Raw genomic sequence first — 17,663 nt, 5'->3', positions numbered from 1 at the left:
TTCGTTGATGGGGTTCGTCTTCTTAATACACATCGGCCATAAATCGCTTTTCCTTCTTCAGTTTTTTGAAATAGGCACGGGCCTTCTTATCGGTCATCCCTCCTTGTGTTTTGATGATATCCAACAGCGTAATCTGCACATCTTTAGCCATGTATTTCATGTCGCCACACAAGTAAAAACTAGCACCATCTTCCAGCCAGCGAAACAATTCCTCTTGCTGTTCTTTTAGCTTATGCTGAACGTAAACCTTCTCCTTCTGATCGCGCGAGAAAGCCAAATCAATTTTTTCGAGGTAACCCTTTTGCAGGTATTTTTGCCATTCAAGCTGATACAGAAAGTCGGACGAGAAACGTCGTTCTCCAAAAAACAGCCAGCTTTTTCCTTTCTGGTTGCCCGATTCGCGTTCCTGCAAGAAAGCCCGGTAAGGAGCAATGCCTGTTCCGGCACCAACCATGATAATTGGCTTCCCATTTTCAGCCAGGCGGAAATTCGGATTCTTATCGATGTAGATGAGCACCTGGTCATCCACTTCCAGCCGATCAGCCAGGAAGGTGGAACAAGCGCCGTAACGCTGACGCCCTTTGTTTTCGTAACGAACACGTGACACCGTGATGTGTACTTCATCTTCCACGGCCATTTGGCTCGACGAAATGCTGTACAGGCGTGGTGGCAGCGGACGCAGCAGCTCCAAAAATTCGGTAGCGGTCAGCCTGGCCGGAAACTCCTGAAGGAGGTCGAGCACATCATGTCCGTATAGGTACTGATCCAGCTTTTCGTCAGATTCCGCAATGGCTTTCACCTTTTTGTCTTTGGTCTTTTCAGCATATTTCTGAATAAGATCACGCGTTAACAAGGTGATTTCATAATGGTGTTCCAAGGCCTCCTTAAAAGGCAGCTTTCCAATGCGGGTTTCAACCACTTCCGTATCAATTACCCCCAGGCTTTTGATAATTTCCTTCACCAGCTGAGGTGGGTTTTGAGCAATCACTCCAAGCGCATCACCCGGTTCGTAGGTAATGCCGGAACCTTCCAGCCCAAATTCCAAATGATAAACTTCCTTATCCGAATCGCGACCGGTAATACGCACTTTATCCAACACGGATGCCTTAAACGGGTTCTTTTTAGAATACTCCTCTCCCCCTTTAGCTGTTGCCGGTACTGCTGCGACAACCGGTGCCTGAGGCTGCAATTTGCCCAATTCAGCTAGTACATCCTGAGTCCATCGGGCAGCATCCGATTCATAATCAACATCGCATTTTACCAGAGGCACCAACGTCCGGGCACCGGCTTTTTGCAGGGCCTGGTCTATTTCAATCCCGGTTTGGCAAAACAGCTTGTAGCTCTTATCGCCCAAAGCCAATACGGCATAATTCAACCCATCCAGTTTAGGCACCCGCTTACCGGTAATAAACTCGTAAAAGTCTTCCGCCATTTCAGGAGGTTCGCCCTCGCCGTGGGTGCTTACAATCACCAGCAGGTTTTTCTCTTCCTTCAGTTGCTTGGGTTTATAATCGTCCATCGGTTTTAAAAGGCAAGTTATATTTTGTGCACGGGCCTGCTCACAAAGAGCCTTGGCCAATGCCTCGCTTCGTCCGGTGTGCGTGCCATACAAAATGGTCAGGGGAAGTTTCTCAACAGTGCCGGTGGCCTCATCATCCTGCGGAAGTTGAACCGCCGATTTTGCCGTAGTTAAGCCTCCGGCCAATCCCTGAAAATAGCCATTCAGCCAAATGGCCTGTTCAGGCTGAATTCCTTGGGTGAGCTGCTCCAGTGCTTTCAGTTGAACATCGTTTAATGGGGATAATTTAATACTCATTGTTCTGGTCTTTATCTGTTTGGGATTCTAAAAATTCTTTTATTTCATTGCGAACACGAATAGACGCATAAACATCTTTGGCATTGGAGCTGACAGCCACACGCACGCTCTCGTTTTGATAGATTGCGGGCGAAACAAACTGGCAAAGAGCCGGATTATCGTGAATATTAACCAACACTCCGGCTTCCTTGCCATCCTGAGCAATCCGGGCGTCCAGTTCGGGATTGTTGGTGCACGAATAAAACATCAAATAACCATCCAGGTCAGCCTTCTCGTAGGCCTTAATCTTGAAAGGGATGCCACTGTTTTGGATTTCCGGGCAAACCTGCAGGGCTACAACTTCCAGATCAGCATCAAAGCGTTGCAGAATCTGAATCTTGCTCCAGGCCGACTGCCCTCCTCCGATGATTAAGATCTTCTCTCCAGAAATATTCAGTGCGATGGGTAAAAAGTTCTTTTCCATGGTTTCTTAGATTTGGTATTCGATGTCTGAATCATCCAGCCGTCCAAACTTGATTTTGTTCCAGGTTCGTTCGTGGAAATAGTACAACACCATTTTGGTAAACAATTCAATTCCGCCAATAGTCACGGCAAATTCCAGCCGCCCGATCACCAGCCAGGCTATCAGGATGGTGTCAATGGTCCCCACCGTTCTCCATGAAATCGTCTTAACCACACTGCGATAAGCTTTCTCTCTCATACTCCTTGGATGTTAATTTTGAACATAAAAAAAGGCCCTTCTGTTTGTACAGAAGGGCCTTTCCTACGATTGTTATTTTAACGTATAGTCAAATCATATCTTTTCCCCCTTCTGCATAAAAAGATTGCAATACATACACATCATCATGGCACATGCTGTCATCATCATTTTATATACAGAAGTCTGGAATTTCATTTGCGCTATTCTTGCGTTCTAATTCGGTTCAAAAGTAGTTACATGTTTTTTAAAAATAAAAGATTTGCAAGTATTTTTCTCAATAAAATTGAAAACAAACTCACAAAACACTAGACATCAACCTTTTTGCATGTCAATTTAAAAATTAACACAGCGCTAACGTTACATTTTAAAATCTCCGCCTTGCTTTCGTGTTCTCAAACTGAAACGACCGGACAAAAATGGATGAACACGTTGGCACCCCTTCTTGAGGAAACCGGCAAAATCCTTTTCTATTTAAATGAAAAATGTATTTTTGTGAAGCAGTTTAAGTAAATGGTTCAGAAAAACAGACATATAGGAGCCTTGTTTATGTGGATGGCGATGCTGGTAATCATCGGGCATAGCGTCATTCCGCACCATCATCATGCCGAGGAGCTTAGTTGTGAGCAGGAATGCAGCCACAGCCCTAAGGTTCCTTCGGGTAATAAAGCCCTGTTTGTGGATCATTCGCTGGCATTAAGCTTATGCCAGGCAGAGCATCAACATGAAGATTGCCAAGGTTGTAACTTCACTACTGTTGCAACGACATCCATTTCCAAATTGGTACTGAACTACAGCTACCTGGTCAGTTCGATCCTGCGTATTTACCTTTTTCCGCAAGACCAGCTTACCCACTATGATTCGTGGTCGAACCACTATTCATACTGTTTTCTTTCCCGCGCAGCTTCCCGTGGTCCTCCCATGTTAGGATAACTCCACCCCTACATCAATTTTATTTACATCCAATTCATTTTTCAGTAAGTAACTGAAAAAACGATTTAATATCCTAATCATGAAGAAATTAGTATTCCCCTTATTAATAATGGGTTATTTACTTTGGGCGTCAGCGTGCACCCATAACACCGAAGGACACAATCACCAGGAAGAATCAACAGCACATGACCATGCAGATCATGAGGGGCATGATCACGACCATGAAAGCCCGGCAGATGAGCATGAAGGACATGACCATGAAGCCGAGGAACATGATCACAGCGACTGTGAAGGAGATCATGCACATGACCACAGTGAAGAGGCCCATGCTCATGAAGATGACGATGCCTACGGAATCATTGAAATTAAGCCGCAGGACTTTCAGGAGGTGATTCACTGCAGTGGTAAAATTATGGCTGCACAAGGCGATGAAATTACCCTGACAGCCACCCACGATGGCATCGTCGTTTTTGGAGACAAAGCACTGTTTCCGGGCAAGGCTGTGCGTAGCGGGCAAAAGCTGGTTACCATCTCGGGCAAAGGCATGATCAATGACAACATTGAAACCACCTTCATTGAATTGAAAACCAGCTACGAAACAGCTAAAGCCAATTATGAACGGGCACAAGCGCTGAATGAAGACAAAATTACTTCGGATAAAGAGTTAGCTGACATCAAAATGACCTATGAAATAGCCCAAAATAATTACGACATTGTACGTAAAAACTACACGGCAGCTGGTCAAAACATAACAGCCTCAACCAGCGGTTTTATAAAAGACATCCTGGTTACCGAAGGACAATACGTAAGCAGAGGGCAAGCCTTGGTCAAAATCACCAAAAACAAACGGCTGGTGATTCAAGCTGATGTTCCGCAGCGCTATTTCAGCATGCTGCCCCAAATTCAATCAGCCAACTTCATTACTGTCTACGACCAGCAATTGCATAAAACCGAAGCGTTGAACGGCAAACTGATTTCCTACGGCAAAACAACCGGTGATAACTCCCTGTTTACTCCCGTCTATTTTGAAGTTGACAATGTGGGTAATTTGCTGGCCGGCTCCTTTGTAGAAATCTATTTGAAGACAGCGGCAATCCCCAATGCGATTGTCATTCCCAAGTCTGCTCTGCTGGAAGAAGCCGGTAGGTATTATGTTTTTGCCGAAGAAGGTGAAGAGTTCCAGAAACATTACCTGACCATCGACTGTAACGACGGCGAAAACTATCACATTGTAGACGGGCTGGAAGTTGGCGATCATGTGGCCACCAAAAACCCTTACCAGATCAAACTGGCATCCATGTCGAATGCGCTGCCGGCACACAGTCACCAACACTAACATTCAACTGATTAATTATGCTGAATAAAATTATAGACTATTCGCTGAAGAACAGGTTGGTCGTGCTGATTATGACCACCCTTATTCTTGGCGCTGGAATTTTTGTGAGCACCGAAATGGAGGTCGATGTCTTTCCGGACTTGAATGCCCCAACGGTTGTGGTGCTAACCGAAGCCAATGGCATGGCCCCCGAAGAAGTAGAACGCCTGGTAACCTTCCCGATTGAAACGGCGGTGAACGGCGCAACCAACATACGTCGTGTCAGGAGCTCCTCAGCCATGGGTTTCTCCATTGTTTGGGTTGAATTTGACTGGAACATGGACATTTACAATGCCCGTCAAATTGTAAGCGAAAAGTTGGCTACCATTGCCGACCAAATGCCAACCGGTGTGGGTTCCCCCACCCTGGCACCCCAGTCTTCCATCATGGGTGAAATCATGATGATTGCCCTTACGGCCGACGAAACCTCTCCCATGGACTTACGTACCCTGGCCGAATGGAATATTCGTCCACGCCTGCTTTCGGTAGGAGGAGTGGCTCAGGTGGCCATTATTGGCGGCGAACTGAAAGAGTTTCAAGTGCTGGCCGATCCGTTAAAAATGGCTTTCCATAAAGTATCTTTTTCAGAACTGATTGAAGCCTGCCAGTTTTCCAACGAAAATGTTTCCGGTGGTTTTTTGAATGAGCACGGCCAGGAATACCTCGTTCGGGGCATTGCACGCAGCAACAGCACCGATGAGATTGGGAACAACCTCGTAAAAATGAATGATGGAATGCCGGTGAAAGTCAGCGATGTGGCGACCGTTAAAATCGGAGCAGCACCTAAAATTGGTGATGGCGCCTATCGAGCTGAAGATGCCATCATTATGACCATCACCAAGCAACCCAATGTCAATACGCTGGAGCTAACCGAGAAAATCCATGAGTCATTGAGCGACTTGCAAAAAACGCTTCCGGCTGATGTTGGCATTCACACCGACATTTTCGAACAGGCCAAGTTCATTCAAACATCGGTCAACAATGTTCAGAAAGCCCTCATCGAAGGCGGTATCTTTGTGGTCATTATTCTGTTTGTTTTCCTGATGAACTTCCGGACCACGCTTATTTCGGTACTGGCCATTCCCCTGTCCTTGCTGGTTGCCATTCTGGCCATGAAATGGATGGGAATTTCCATCAATACCATGACTTTGGGTGGAATGACCATTGCCATCGGATCGCTGGTAGACGATGCCATCATTGATGTGGAAAACGTCTTTAAACGCTTGCGCGAAAACAGTTTGCTCCCTAAGGCAGATCAGCACTCCGTGTTTAAGGTAATTTACAAGGCTTCCGTTGAAATCCGTGCCTCGATTCTCAATGCCACTCTCATTATCATTGTCGCTTTTGTTCCTTTGTTTTTCCTGTCAGGCATGGAAGGACGCATGCTTAAACCGCTGGGAATCGCCTACATTGTTTCGCTTTTTGCCTCGCTTTTTGTGGCACTGACGGTGATTCCTGTGCTCTCCAGCTATTTGCTCACCGATGAAAAACGTTTGCAAAAGCAAGCCCGGGGCAGCCGTGTTGAGCGTTTTTTGAGACACCATTATACCTCCACGCTGGACAAAGCCTTGCGCTACCGCAAAACGGTACTGGGTGTTTCCATCGCGGCCTTTGTACTTACGATGTTGCTGCTTACCGGTTTTGGACGAAGCTTCCTTCCTCCGTTTAACGAAGGATCGTTAACCATTAACACAACCACCATGCCCGGCATTAACCTGGAAGAAAGCAATAAAATAGGCACTCAGGCCGAAAAACTTCTGCTCACTATTCCGGAGATTAGCAGCGTTGCCCGGCGTACCGGGCGGGCCGAAATGGCCGAACATTCATTTGGGGTAAATGTTTCAGAGATTGATGCTCCTTACCAACTGGAAGACCGCTCGCGCGAAGAATTTCTTCACGAAGTTCGGGAAAAACTCAACAGCATCGATGGCATCTCCATTGAAGTTGGCCAGCCCATCAGTCACCGGATTGATGCGATGCTTTCGGGCTCAAAAACCAACATTGCCATCAAGCTTTTCGGAACGGACCTGAATGATCTGTTTCGCCTGGCCAATCAAATTCGCGATGAGATTCAAGACATCGAAGGCATTGGAGACTTGAGCGTGGAGCAACAGATTGAAATTCCGCAGTTGCAAATAAAGCCCCGCCGGGAAATGCTGGCGCGCTACGGCATCTCGGTCAATGAGCTTTTGGAGTTTGTGGACTACGCCTACGCCGGAAAAAAGATATCGGATGTTTTTGAGAATGAAAAAGCGTTCAATCTTGTCCTTCGCTTTGATGATGAATACCGCGACCAGATTGAAGCCATTCAGAATGGTTTAATCGACACTCCTAATGGACAAAAAGTGCCCCTTTCGTATGTAGCCGACATTCAATCGACTTTTGGGCCCAACACCATTGGCCGCGAAAATGTGATGCGCAAAATTGTGGTTGCCGTCAATGTCGCCAATCGTGATGTACGCAGCGTAGTGAACGACATTCAGGATCGTGTTGATGCAAACATTGCCCTACCGGAGAATTACCACATTGAATATGGTGGTCAGTTTGAAAGTGAAGCTTCGGCATCCCGTATTTTGCTTATTGCCTCGCTCGGAGCCTTGCTGATTATTTTCATCTTACTTTATGTGGAATTTAAAAATACACAGCTGGCTCTGATTATTCTGATTAACCTCCCGCTTGCCTTGATTGGAGGGGTGATAGCCATCTGGTTTACTTCCGGCGTGATCAGCATTCCATCCATCATCGGTTTTATTACCCTGTTTGGAATTGCCACCCGAAACGGCATCTTGCTGATTTCGCGCTACCAGTCGCTTTCCGGCCAGCTTGTAAGTCTGAAAGAGCGCATCATTGAAGGATCGGCCGACCGGCTCAATCCGATTTTGATGACGGCTTTAACTGCAGCCCTGGCATTAATTCCCCTGGCCCTTGCCGGAGATAAACCGGGCAATGAGATTCAAAGCCCTATGGCCATTGTTATTCTGGGTGGCTTGTTAAGTTCAACCTTGTTGAATAGCTACATCGTGCCCATTATTTATTACTTATTTCAGAAAAAACAGGACGTAAAATCAGAATCATGAAGACCCTCATCCTATTACTATTAAGTTTCATTACACTGGCTGCTTCGGCCCAACCCGGGCTGGACAATTTTTTGCAGTTAGTGGAAGAAAATAACCAGGAATTGCAGGCTGCACGAAAACTGTCGGAGGCCGAAAAAGCTGGATTTCAGACCGAGCTCACCCCCGATAACCCGACCGTAGAATATGGTCGGTTTCCGGGAAGCAACGATGCCATGGGCACAAAAACCATTTATGGCATCAGCCAGTCGTTTGATTTCCCGACGGTTTACGGCATTCGCAAAAAACTGGCAAACAATCGCGGCGAACTCAGCGATATGGAGTATCAGGTCTTCCGTCAGGATAAACTTTTGGAAGCCAAGCTCAAATTCTACGACTATGCCTTTTTATTGAAGCAAAAGGCAGAGTATGAAAATCGCTTGGAGCATTCTACCCGAATTTACCAGTCGTATCAGGCCCGGTTTGACCAGGGAAATACTTCGGTGCTGGATGTCAATAAGGCCCGCATTCAGAATTTAATGATCAAAAGCAATTACCAGTTGCTGCTGCAATCCATTGAAAGCACGCTTAAGGAGCTGGAACTATTGGCCGGCAAAGAACTGACACCACAAGAGTTGCCTTTGCTGGACGACCAAGAACTTCCGCCGCTGGGCAATATACTGGACGAAATTCAGGGCCAACAACCGGAGCTTCGCTACCTGAAACAAGCCCAAAAGATAGCGGATATGAATGTTAAACTGGCCAGAAACAACTGGCTGCCCAACCTTGAAATATCCTATGAAGGCGAGCGTGCCCCGGACGGAACCTATCGCGGATTGAAAGCCGGAGTGGCCATCCCTCTGTGGAAGGATAAAAACAAGGTGCAGCATGCCAAAGCCCAAGCACTGTATGAAACCAACCGCTACAATGCGAGAATTGCGGCCATTCTGAACGAAACCACCAACTTGTATCAGCAGGTGAAGGAATATGCCACCATACGCGATGAATACCAGCAAACGCTGAAAGAATCTGCCAATGTTGGTTTCCTGGACAAAGCACTTGCTCTGGGACAAATGTCCGTGATTGAGTATTTCAATGAATTGGCTTTTTATTACGAAACCATGGATGCTTATTTGGAAATAGAAAAAAGCTATTACCAAACCATGGCGCGTTTGCAAGCCTTTCAGCTCTAAATTCAGATTCGCATCAAATAGGCAGCCTACCAGGCTGAATCAAACTCCGGATGGATGAACAGGATATCTCCAGTTTATATGATCTCTTTCATCCATCCGGTTACAGGAAGAGGCAGGTTATAATGTGCAGGAGTCATAAGACTGAAGAAATCAACTAACCGGGTGGTTCAAAAATCGAGGGTTAACTGCACGGCTTCCAGGCGCGGATCATCAAAATTGGAGACCGTTAAACCCAACAGACGCACGCCCTTCACATAAGGTTCCTCGGCCTGAAGCAGCTGCAGCGCCGTTTGGTGCAATACCTGTGCCGATTCAATTTTATGCAACAAGGTTTTGCTACGGGTAATTTGCTCAAAGTCGGCAAATTTTACTTTTAAAGTCAGGGTGCGTCCAAACTTTTGCGCCCGTTGCAAGCGCTGCCAAAGTTCCTCCTCAATTTTCTGCATCTGCTCCTTGAGGTCAGCCAGTAAATAATAATCCGTTCCAAAGGTATGCTCAGCCCCCAGCGATTTGCGTTCGCGCGATGGCACCACGGGGCGTTCATCCACTCCCCGCACAATGTTGTAGTAATATTGGCCCGACTTCCCAAACTGACGAATCAGTTCCTGCTGCCCCATTTGCTTCAAATCAGCTCCAAAGTAAATGCCCTGCTTGTTGAGTTTTTCTGCGGTAACTTTCCCGATTCCAAAAAATTTGCGCACCTCCAGCCGCTCAATAAAAGCCTGAGCCTCCTCCGGGGTTATCACAAACAAGCCATCGGGCTTTTTCTCATCCGAAGCAATTTTAGCCAGAAACTTGCAGTACGAAACACCTGCCGAAGCAGTTAATCCCGTGGTCTCTTTTATCCGTTGCTTAATCTCGCGGGCAATTAGCGTGGCCGAAGGCTTCCCTTTACGGGCAAAGGTCACATCCAGAAAGGCCTCGTCCAGCGAAAGCGGTTCCACCAGGTCGGTGTACTCAAAAAAGATCTCTCGAATTTGCTGGCTCACGGCCTTGTACTTTTCAAAGTTGCCCCGCACAAAAATTAAATCCGGACATTTACGCTTGGCCACTACCGAGGGCATAGCCGACCGGACGCCATAGCGACGGGCTTCGTAACTGGCTGCAGCCACTACCCCACGCGTATGATCTCCGCCAACAGCCACCGGCTTACCACGCAGGTTCGGATCATCGCGCTGCTCAACCGATGCAAAAAAGGCATCCATATCAACATGTATTATTTTGCGTAGTGGTGTGTTCATCCTTACAAGCCGCTCAATTGCTGCCAGCAAAAGTAGAAAAAATACCGCCCGAAGGCCTAAAATACCCCTTTTGCATTAAACCAAAATGTTCGTTCATGTAGCCAGAGCAGCTGTTTAGGGCTTAAAATGGTTCGTTCATGAAATAATCATAGGTTTGCTGGGAAGTTCGATTACGATATGCTAAATTCATCAGATCAACTCCTTAACCTTTGCTTCGAATGAAAATAATGCGTGCGACTTCTTATCCATTCCCTCTGCATTTGTATGGTCAAAAACAAGTATCAGGGCAATTCAAACAATTGTCAGGAATTGCTTTGCGCACAATAGTTTACCGAAACTTTAAAGAGGCTGTAAATAAAAACTCCCACCGAAGCGGGAGTATAGGAATGTTTTCCTTCGGCATATAGCCTTATTGTGATAAGATGTAAAACAAGTAAGACTTTCAACTGTTACGTTGGTAATACTTGAAGCTACTTGTTGTGGTTTGATGTAAAACAAGTAAGACTTTCAACCAAAAAAGTCTTTTTGTGGGTTCTTGTAAGGTTGTGGTTTGATGTAAAACAAGCAAGACTTTCAACAGGGATATTTTGAAGTCAATACTTTCGGATAAATCTGAGGTCAACACCTCGCGGGCGATGGGGACAGCAGAGGCTGGACAACAGCGAAAGTATTTGATCAACCCGCAAAAGACCGGTCAAAAGCCGGTCTTTTTATACAGTAAATCATAGATAGCATAGTTATCTACTAATGGCTCACCGGCCCTGAATGACCTTGTGTGTCGTTGCATTCAAGCTGCAAGGTGATGTGCTGAATTCCAAATTCATCTTTCAGGATGTGGGTAAGCTCCTGATTGATGGATTCGGTTTCCGACAACTTCAGGTCGCGATTAATCACCACATGCCCTTCAAAATGAATGGTTTTATCAGTCAGGCGCCATATATGAATGTGGTAGGCCCGCTCTACCTGCTCCAGCTCGGCAAGCCGGGCAGCAATCTCTTCAGGCAAGAGGTGATCCGGCGCAAACTGCATCAAAATTTCTGTCGATTCCTTTAACAGTTTATAGGTATGAAACAACAGGTAAATGCTAATCAGCAAGGTCACCGTGGGGTCAATCCAGTACCAGTCCCACAACCAGATGCACACTGCTCCCAGCACCACGGCGACCGAAGTCAGCGCATCGCCCATCAGGTGCAAGTAGGCAGCTTTTATGTTCAGGTTCTGATGCTTGTGTTCGTGAAGCAGAAAGACCGAAAAGCCATTGGCAACAATGCCCAGCAAGCCCAACCACAACATCCATCGGAAATCGACAATCGCCGGATTAAAGTAGCGCTGAACCGCTTCAATCATCAGGTAAAAGGAGATTCCGACCAGCACCAACGCGTTGATAAAAGCGGCAAGAATTTCAGCCCGCTGAAAGCCAAAGGTGCTTTTCACCGTTTTTTCACGAGAGGTTAGTCGGTTGGCCACGTAGGCCAGCACCACAGCCAGGCTGTCACTAAGGTTATGCAGCGCATCTGAAATTAAAGCCAGACTACCGGAAATTAATCCACCAACAACCTGGGCCAGCGTAATCACCACATTCAGGACAATGGTTATACCCAAACGGTTATGTGCCTGTTGATGTTCCATATTGCTCCCTAACAAATCGCTCATAGGAAAGTTTATTTTCTTATATTTGATTAACAGTAACACCTGAATAAAAACTAAAAAATGAAAAAATCAGCCATTCTTCTTTTTCTTATCCCCCTAAGCTTAACATGTGACTTCGCCTTTGGCCAGAAATTTTACACCCGTGATTTATTTGATTTCTACAATGAAATTGGCATGCCAGATGCCTCCAAGCATAATGAACAAACTTACGATGCTATTGATGGCTCTCCTTATCTTACGGAAGAATTTGTGAAAGGGAGTATACAAAAAGATAGCACTTCCTATGAGGGAGTTCCTTTACGATACAATGCCTTTGATGACCGGATGGAGTTTTTGTCTAAGTCGGATCTGGTGCTGTACGTGACCAATCCGGAGCAGTACCAGAAATTTATTCTTCAGGACAAAACCTACATCTATCGGAAAGCTCCGGGAAGCAAGTCTGAAGAACAAGGATTTTTTCAACTGCTGGAGGAAGGAACCGTGAACCTGCTCAAAAAAGAAAGCATTAGCCTTCTGGAATCTCAGCCAGCCAAACCCTTCAGCGATCCAAAACCGGCTAGTTTCAAAGCCCGCCCAGCCAATTTTTATCTTTCCCTCTCGAATGGAGAGCTTATCCAAATTAGTAAGGAAAAAGATTTGCTGAAGGCCCTGAAATCCCAAAAGGAAGCTTTAGAATCCTATATTGATCAACACAAAATGAATGTAAAAAGGGAAGATGACCTTCAAAAAGTGATCGCTTATGTGAACACGCTTTAGGAAAAACAGCCTGAAAAGTACAGCCTGCATTGTCTTTGTGCGATGCAGGCTGTATTTTTGTCCTTTTTCAACCAACACAAAAAAGCAATAAAAGCAAGGGTGTCAAATCATTATCATTGAAATCCGTCTTCAAATCATAAATTTTATCAGAAACAGGATCAACTGATGCAACAATTTAAAAGCACCAATCGTCTTTCAATCAGAAACACCAACACTCTTGGAAGCACTTTATAAAAATATTCATCAAGATGTGATTGACCGCTGTCGGGCGGGAGAACGCGAGGCTCAGTTTCAGTTGTACAAAATCTATTATCAGTCGATGTACAACACCAGCTTGCGCATTGTTGGCAATTCAACAGAGGCTGAAGATGTGATGCAGGAAGCTTTTTTAAGTGCATTCAAGAAAATAGAAACTTACGCTGGCCAAGTAAGTTTTGGAGCCTGGCTCAAAAAAATAGTGGTGAACCGTTCATTGGATTACTTAAAAAAGCGCAGAGTGCAGTTTGAAGAACTGGATGAACGCCTGGCTGACGAAACGGAAGCGCCAATGATGGAGCCCCAGGGGGTGGATGTGCAAAAAATTAAAAAAGCCATTTTTAAGCTACCGGAAGGCTACCGGGTGGTACTTAGCCTCTACTTGCTGGAGGGTTACGACCATGATGAAATTTCGGAAATACTAAACATTAGCAATTCCTCATCGCGGTCACAACTGCTAAGGGCCAAAAAGAAGCTTAGAGAGTATTTATTAAAAGATGAAGTTTTTTCAATTAACTAATACCGGATGCTATGAATGATTTATTGGAGAAGATAATTCGGGAAAACAAAGATGCCTTTGAAGAGGACGCGCCCCAGGGACACTTTGAGCGTTTTGAACAGAAACTGGACAAAGAGTTTAAGCATCGCAGCCGCTTCAACCGCAAGTTCTACCTGCAACTGGCAGCCTCCCTGCTTTTTGTCTTATTGCTCGGCAACCAGGTACGCATGCACTTAGCCAGCAATCAGGCAGAACCTGTTACACTGGCATCGGTGTCGGAAGAATATGGTGAGGTGGAGTATTATTTTACCTCATCCATCAATCAGGGGCTGAAAGAATGGGAGCAACTCAGCAAAGACGGGTTCATCAGCGAAGCAGACCAACGGATGATGACACGAGAAATGGAAGAGTTTGACCAGATGCAGGCCCAGCTTCAAAAAGAGTTGGAAGCCAATCCTGATGACGAACGGGTGATTAATGCCATGCTGGAATATTACCAGGCAAAACTCAGTGTGATTACCCTGATTATTGACAAGTTAAAAGAAGTAAAACAACAAAAATTGACACATAATGAAACTCAAATTTAACCTCCTGATGCTGCTTGTGGCATTTGGAATGATGGCTGCTCAGGCAGCAGATTACACCAAGCAAGAACATACCTCCTACCTGAGATCACAAATTCAGGCGCTGGATGTGACCAACAAGTTTGGCTCCATTACCATCAACGATTTTGGCGGTGACTCGGTAGTGGTTGATGTGCTGATTACTGTGGAAAACGCCAATGAGAAAAAAGCAAACTACCTGCTCGATCAAATTGAGATTAGCATGCGCCGCGTAGGACAGGTTTTAACTCTGGAAACCCTCATCAAGGATGACTTTAAAACCAAAGGAAATTTCTCCATCGACTACACGATCAATATTCCGGCCGACCGGGACCTGGAGGTGACCAATAAATTTGGCAATCTTATTCTTAACAACCTATCGGCTAAAGGGGTATTCAACATCAGTTACGGCAATATGACAGCCGGCTATTTAGAAGCCCCGGAAAACAGTCCGGTCAGCCTTGAACTAGCTTATGGTAAAGCCGATATTGAATCGGTTAATAACCTGCAAACTGAACTTCGCTATTCCAAATTATTCATTGGGCAGGCTCAGTCCATCCGTGCTGATTCGAAATATTCGGGTTTGAATGTCGAAGAATTAGGGCAACTGGTTCTGGAATCAAAATACGATGGGATCAATGTTGAAGAACTTGGCAGTCTTCAGGCCAACTCCAAATATACCAACTACGATATCGAGGAACTCAAACAACTGGTTGTACTGGATACGCAGTATGGCTCTGTGCGAATTAATGAAGTTTCAAACGACTTTGAAAGCATTGAAATTATCAACAGCTACGGCGGTCTGGAAATTGGCCTTGACGACCAGGATTACGCTATTGACGTGTCTTGCGACTATTGTGATGTGAAATATCCGGAAGATGAATTTGTGGGCAACCGCGAAGAAAAAAACCACAGCTTTTATGTGCAAGGCACCATTGGCGAACAAACCAGCAAAAGAGTACAGATTAAAAGCCGCTACGGAGGAATAAAGCTTTATTAAGCCTTTTGAAGCACAAAATAAATGACCGTAAGTTTAAAACTTGCGGTTTTTTTTTACTTTTATTCTTCACATGACGAAAAAATTGCACATAGTTAGTTTTAATGTCCCCGACCCTCCCAATTATGGCGGCATTATTGATGTGTATTATAAAATCAGATCGCTGGCACAAGCCAATATCGACATCATCCTGCATTGCTTTCAGTACGGAAGAGACACTTCTTCGGAACTGGAAAAACTATGCCATCAGGTGCATTACTATCCACGCAAGAAAGGACTTCTCTACCTGCTTTCCACCTCTCCCTACATCGTGAATACAAGGCGATCAAAGCAGTTGCTCGAAAATTTACAGCAAGAAATTGTTCCCATTCTGTTTGAAGGGCTCCATACCTGTTATTACCTCAATCATCCCCTGCTGGGCGCGTTCAAAAAAATTGTGCGCACCCATAACGTCGAACACGATTATTACCATCATTTGGCTCTTTCAGAACAAAATCTGTTTTACAAATACTATTACAAGCAGGAGGCGCTCAAATTACGCTGCTTTGAAAAGCGATTAAAAAGAGCCTCCGCCATTCTGAGTATTTCGCCTGATGATACCCGCTACTTTAAAACTCACTATCAGATGGGCGATTTCATTCCGGCATTTCACCCTTTCGACAAGGTAGAAACCCGAAAAGGCCTGGGTGAGTACATTCTTTTTCACGGGAATTTGAGTGTCAATGAAAACCAACAGGCTGTGCGTTATTTGCTCGACCGGATTTTTACAGAAATTACCTTGCCGGTGATGATTGCCGGAAAGAACCCACCAGAATGGTTAATCCAAAAGGCTGCGGAGATTCCACACGTCACGCTTATCAGCAACCCCGACATGGAAGTGATGAATCACCTCATTCAGCATGCCCAAATCAACCTGATTCCAACCTTTCAGTCAACAGGCTTAAAACTGAAATTGTTGGCCTCGCTGTTTCTTGGGCGACACTGTATCACCAACTCCCCCATGGTTTCAAACACCGGATTAAGTCATCTTTGCTATCTTGCAGACAATATTGTGGATATGATTCAGTTAATTCAACAAAAGTTTGAAGAAGAAATCACCACCGAAGAGATTAACCAACGCAAAGAAGTTCTGGAAAACCAATTTTCGAATGAAAAGAATGCTCAAAAAATTTACGCACTTATTTAGTTTATTTGTTCTCCTTGGCCTGGCTACAGCTGGCTACAGCCAGCCCTTCTCCCTTCAGCTCAGTTTCCCGGATCAGCCCAACGACACTGTGGTGTTAGCCCATTATTACAACGGAAAGCTTTATGCCAACGACAGTCTGCAGCTGGATCAGCACGGGCAGGCCAGCTTGCTGAAGAGTAAGTCGTATCCACAGGGAATTTACACCCTTATTTTGGGGCAGAAACAACAAGTCGATTTGCTGCTTGGCGAGGATCAACATTTGCAAATCAGCCAGCAACATGGGCACACCAAACTCGAAGGTGCAAGTGAAAGCGAGTGGTTTCAGGCTTATGTTACTTTTCTGAAGACAAAGCAGCAGGAAGCTTCACGCCTGCGCCAGCAGCTAGCCGAATCCGGAGAGCAAACGGAGTTGCAGGAACCAATCAGAAAGCGCTTGGTCCAACTGGATGCAGAGATGCAGCAAAAATGGCAAAGCGAAGCCGAAAAAGGAGCCGGTTTGTTTTACGGCAAATTTATGGCTGCTAACCGCCAAAAAGTCCTCAACAAAGCGGATTTTCCCGCAGAAGTGCAAGCCAACGATAGCTTGATGTTCGTGTACTCTTATCAATTCAATAAAAACCACTATTGGGATTATTTTGACTGGCTGGACACCCGAATGTGGCGCACACCAACCATTCATTCCAAACTGGAAAACTACTTCAACAAGGTATTGATTCAGCATCCGGATTCGGTGTTACCGGTAGCTGTTGAGATGATTGAAGCCAGCAAAACACAGCCGGAAATCTTTCAAAACCTTGTTTCTTTTCTTCTGAATAACAGCGTGCAGTCTGAATACCTGGGAATGGAAAATGTGTTTGTGGCTTTGGCCGAAAGATACTATCTGAGTGGGCAAGCGTTCTGGGCCAGTACCAAAACACTGGAAACCATTCGCCGCGAAGTGTACTTCCGGAAAAACAACCTGGTGGGAAGCACCGCTGCCGAACTGTTTCTGCCCGACGAAGAAGGGCAATACCATAGTTTACATCAGCAAAGCACCGCCTTTACGGTTGTTGTCTTCTGGGAACCCGAGTGCGGCCATTGCAAGCAACAAATCCCGGCACTGTTCGAGGAAGTTTTCCTCCAGACAGATCCTTCAAAGCTAGCTATCTTGGCCATTTACACGCAGGATAATCAGGAAGAATGGCAACATTTCATCGCAGAACATGAGCTTAATGGCTGGTTGAATTTATGGGATCCTGATCGGTTAAGCAACATGCAGGTTAATTACAACATTCGAACCACACCCATGATTTACCTGCTGGACCGGGATAAAAAAATCGTCGCCAAAAAGCTAACAGTGGAAACTTTAAAAATAATTTTGAAACAGTTGCTGAATACGCCATAGCCGTCGAACCGGCAGCAACAACATAA

15 protein-coding genes are annotated in these 17,663 nt (G+C 45.5%); 10 read left to right on the top strand and 5 right to left on the bottom strand.

Annotated features, from left to right (window positions below):
* Positions 1–22: 22 nt before the first annotated feature.
* From Q1A18_RS03885 to Q1A18_RS03875, 3 genes are read right to left on the bottom strand one after another with little or no spacing between them, the layout of a single operon-like run.
* Complete coding sequence (locus tag Q1A18_RS03885) at positions 23–1,816, bottom strand: assimilatory sulfite reductase (NADPH) flavoprotein subunit (RefSeq protein WP_299577576.1); 1,794 nt, start codon at positions 1,814–1,816, stop codon at positions 23–25.
* Entirely contained in the window at positions 1,806–2,279 is a 474-nt protein-coding gene (locus tag Q1A18_RS03880) for a bifunctional precorrin-2 dehydrogenase/sirohydrochlorin ferrochelatase (protein WP_299577574.1), read from the bottom strand. Before Q1A18_RS03880 ends, Q1A18_RS03885 begins: the two co-directional genes overlap by 11 nt.
* 6 nt (positions 2,280–2,285) lie before the next feature.
* Positions 2,286–2,516 carry a DUF2061 domain-containing protein gene (locus Q1A18_RS03875; RefSeq protein WP_299577572.1) on the bottom strand — a complete coding sequence of 77 codons (231 nt, stop codon included), beginning with the start codon at positions 2,514–2,516 and terminating at the stop codon, positions 2,286–2,288.
* A gap of 510 nt (positions 2,517–3,026) precedes the next feature.
* Here Q1A18_RS03875 and Q1A18_RS03870 point away from each other — a divergent pair.
* From Q1A18_RS03870 to Q1A18_RS03855, 4 genes are all read left to right on the top strand, one after another.
* On the top strand, positions 3,027–3,446 hold the full coding sequence (locus Q1A18_RS03870; protein ID WP_299577570.1) for a hypothetical protein: 420 nt from the start codon (positions 3,027–3,029) through the stop codon (positions 3,444–3,446).
* Between the two features lie 79 nt (positions 3,447–3,525).
* Complete coding sequence (locus Q1A18_RS03865; protein ID WP_299577568.1) at positions 3,526–4,782, top strand: efflux RND transporter periplasmic adaptor subunit; 1,257 nt, start codon at positions 3,526–3,528, stop codon at positions 4,780–4,782.
* A gap of 17 nt (positions 4,783–4,799) precedes the next feature.
* Positions 4,800–7,898, top strand: coding sequence for an efflux RND transporter permease subunit (locus Q1A18_RS03860; RefSeq protein ID WP_299577566.1), 3,099 nt, complete (start codon positions 4,800–4,802; stop codon positions 7,896–7,898).
* A complete protein-coding gene (locus Q1A18_RS03855; protein ID WP_299577564.1) occupies positions 7,895–9,067 on the top strand; it encodes a TolC family protein in 1,173 nt (390 codons plus the stop codon). The genes Q1A18_RS03860 and Q1A18_RS03855 overlap by 4 nt, the downstream gene beginning before the upstream one ends.
* A 167-nt stretch (positions 9,068–9,234) precedes the next feature.
* On the opposite strand, the gene dinB is transcribed toward Q1A18_RS03855, so the two are convergent.
* Together dinB and Q1A18_RS03845 are read right to left on the bottom strand one after the other, a co-directional pair.
* The gene (dinB, locus tag Q1A18_RS03850) at positions 9,235–10,308 is read right to left on the bottom strand and encodes a DNA polymerase IV (RefSeq protein WP_299577562.1); all 1,074 of its coding nucleotides are present in this window, start codon (positions 10,306–10,308) and stop codon (positions 9,235–9,237) included.
* A 744-nt stretch (positions 10,309–11,052) separates the two neighbouring features.
* The gene (locus Q1A18_RS03845) at positions 11,053–11,961 is read right to left on the bottom strand and encodes a cation diffusion facilitator family transporter (RefSeq protein WP_299577560.1); all 909 of its coding nucleotides are present in this window, start codon (positions 11,959–11,961) and stop codon (positions 11,053–11,055) included.
* A 57-nt stretch (positions 11,962–12,018) separates the two neighbouring features.
* Between Q1A18_RS03845 and Q1A18_RS03840 the strand changes: the two genes are divergently transcribed.
* The 6 genes from Q1A18_RS03840 to Q1A18_RS03815 all read left to right on the top strand — a co-directional run bounded on the left by Q1A18_RS03840 (position 12,019) and on the right by Q1A18_RS03815 (position 17,637).
* The gene (locus Q1A18_RS03840; protein ID WP_299577558.1) at positions 12,019–12,714 is read left to right on the top strand and encodes a hypothetical protein; all 696 of its coding nucleotides are present in this window, start codon (positions 12,019–12,021) and stop codon (positions 12,712–12,714) included.
* Between the two features lie 217 nt (positions 12,715–12,931).
* A complete protein-coding gene (locus Q1A18_RS03835) occupies positions 12,932–13,489 on the top strand; it encodes a sigma-70 family RNA polymerase sigma factor (RefSeq protein WP_299577556.1) in 558 nt (185 codons plus the stop codon).
* Between the two features lie 11 nt (positions 13,490–13,500).
* Complete coding sequence (locus Q1A18_RS03830; protein ID WP_299577554.1) at positions 13,501–14,055, top strand: hypothetical protein; 555 nt, start codon at positions 13,501–13,503, stop codon at positions 14,053–14,055.
* On the top strand, positions 14,039–15,070 hold the full coding sequence (locus Q1A18_RS03825; protein WP_299577552.1) for a hypothetical protein: 1,032 nt from the start codon (positions 14,039–14,041) through the stop codon (positions 15,068–15,070). The genes Q1A18_RS03830 and Q1A18_RS03825 overlap by 17 nt, the downstream gene beginning before the upstream one ends.
* A 70-nt stretch (positions 15,071–15,140) precedes the next feature.
* Positions 15,141–16,253 carry a glycosyltransferase gene (locus tag Q1A18_RS03820; protein WP_299577550.1) on the top strand — a complete coding sequence of 371 codons (1,113 nt, stop codon included), beginning with the start codon at positions 15,141–15,143 and terminating at the stop codon, positions 16,251–16,253.
* Positions 16,216–17,637 (top strand): TlpA disulfide reductase family protein, encoded by a 1,422-nt coding sequence (locus Q1A18_RS03815; RefSeq protein WP_299577548.1) that lies wholly within the window; start codon positions 16,216–16,218, stop codon positions 17,635–17,637. The genes Q1A18_RS03820 and Q1A18_RS03815 overlap by 38 nt, the downstream gene beginning before the upstream one ends.
* The last annotated feature ends 26 nt before the right edge of the window (positions 17,638–17,663 follow it).

The sequence above is a fragment of the uncultured Sunxiuqinia sp. genome (assembly GCF_947495665.1).
Lineage (GTDB): Bacteria > Bacteroidota > Bacteroidia > Bacteroidales > Prolixibacteraceae > Sunxiuqinia > Sunxiuqinia rutila.
Note: the sequence above shows the minus strand (reverse complement) of the source record. Positions and strands in the feature narration are given on the sequence as shown.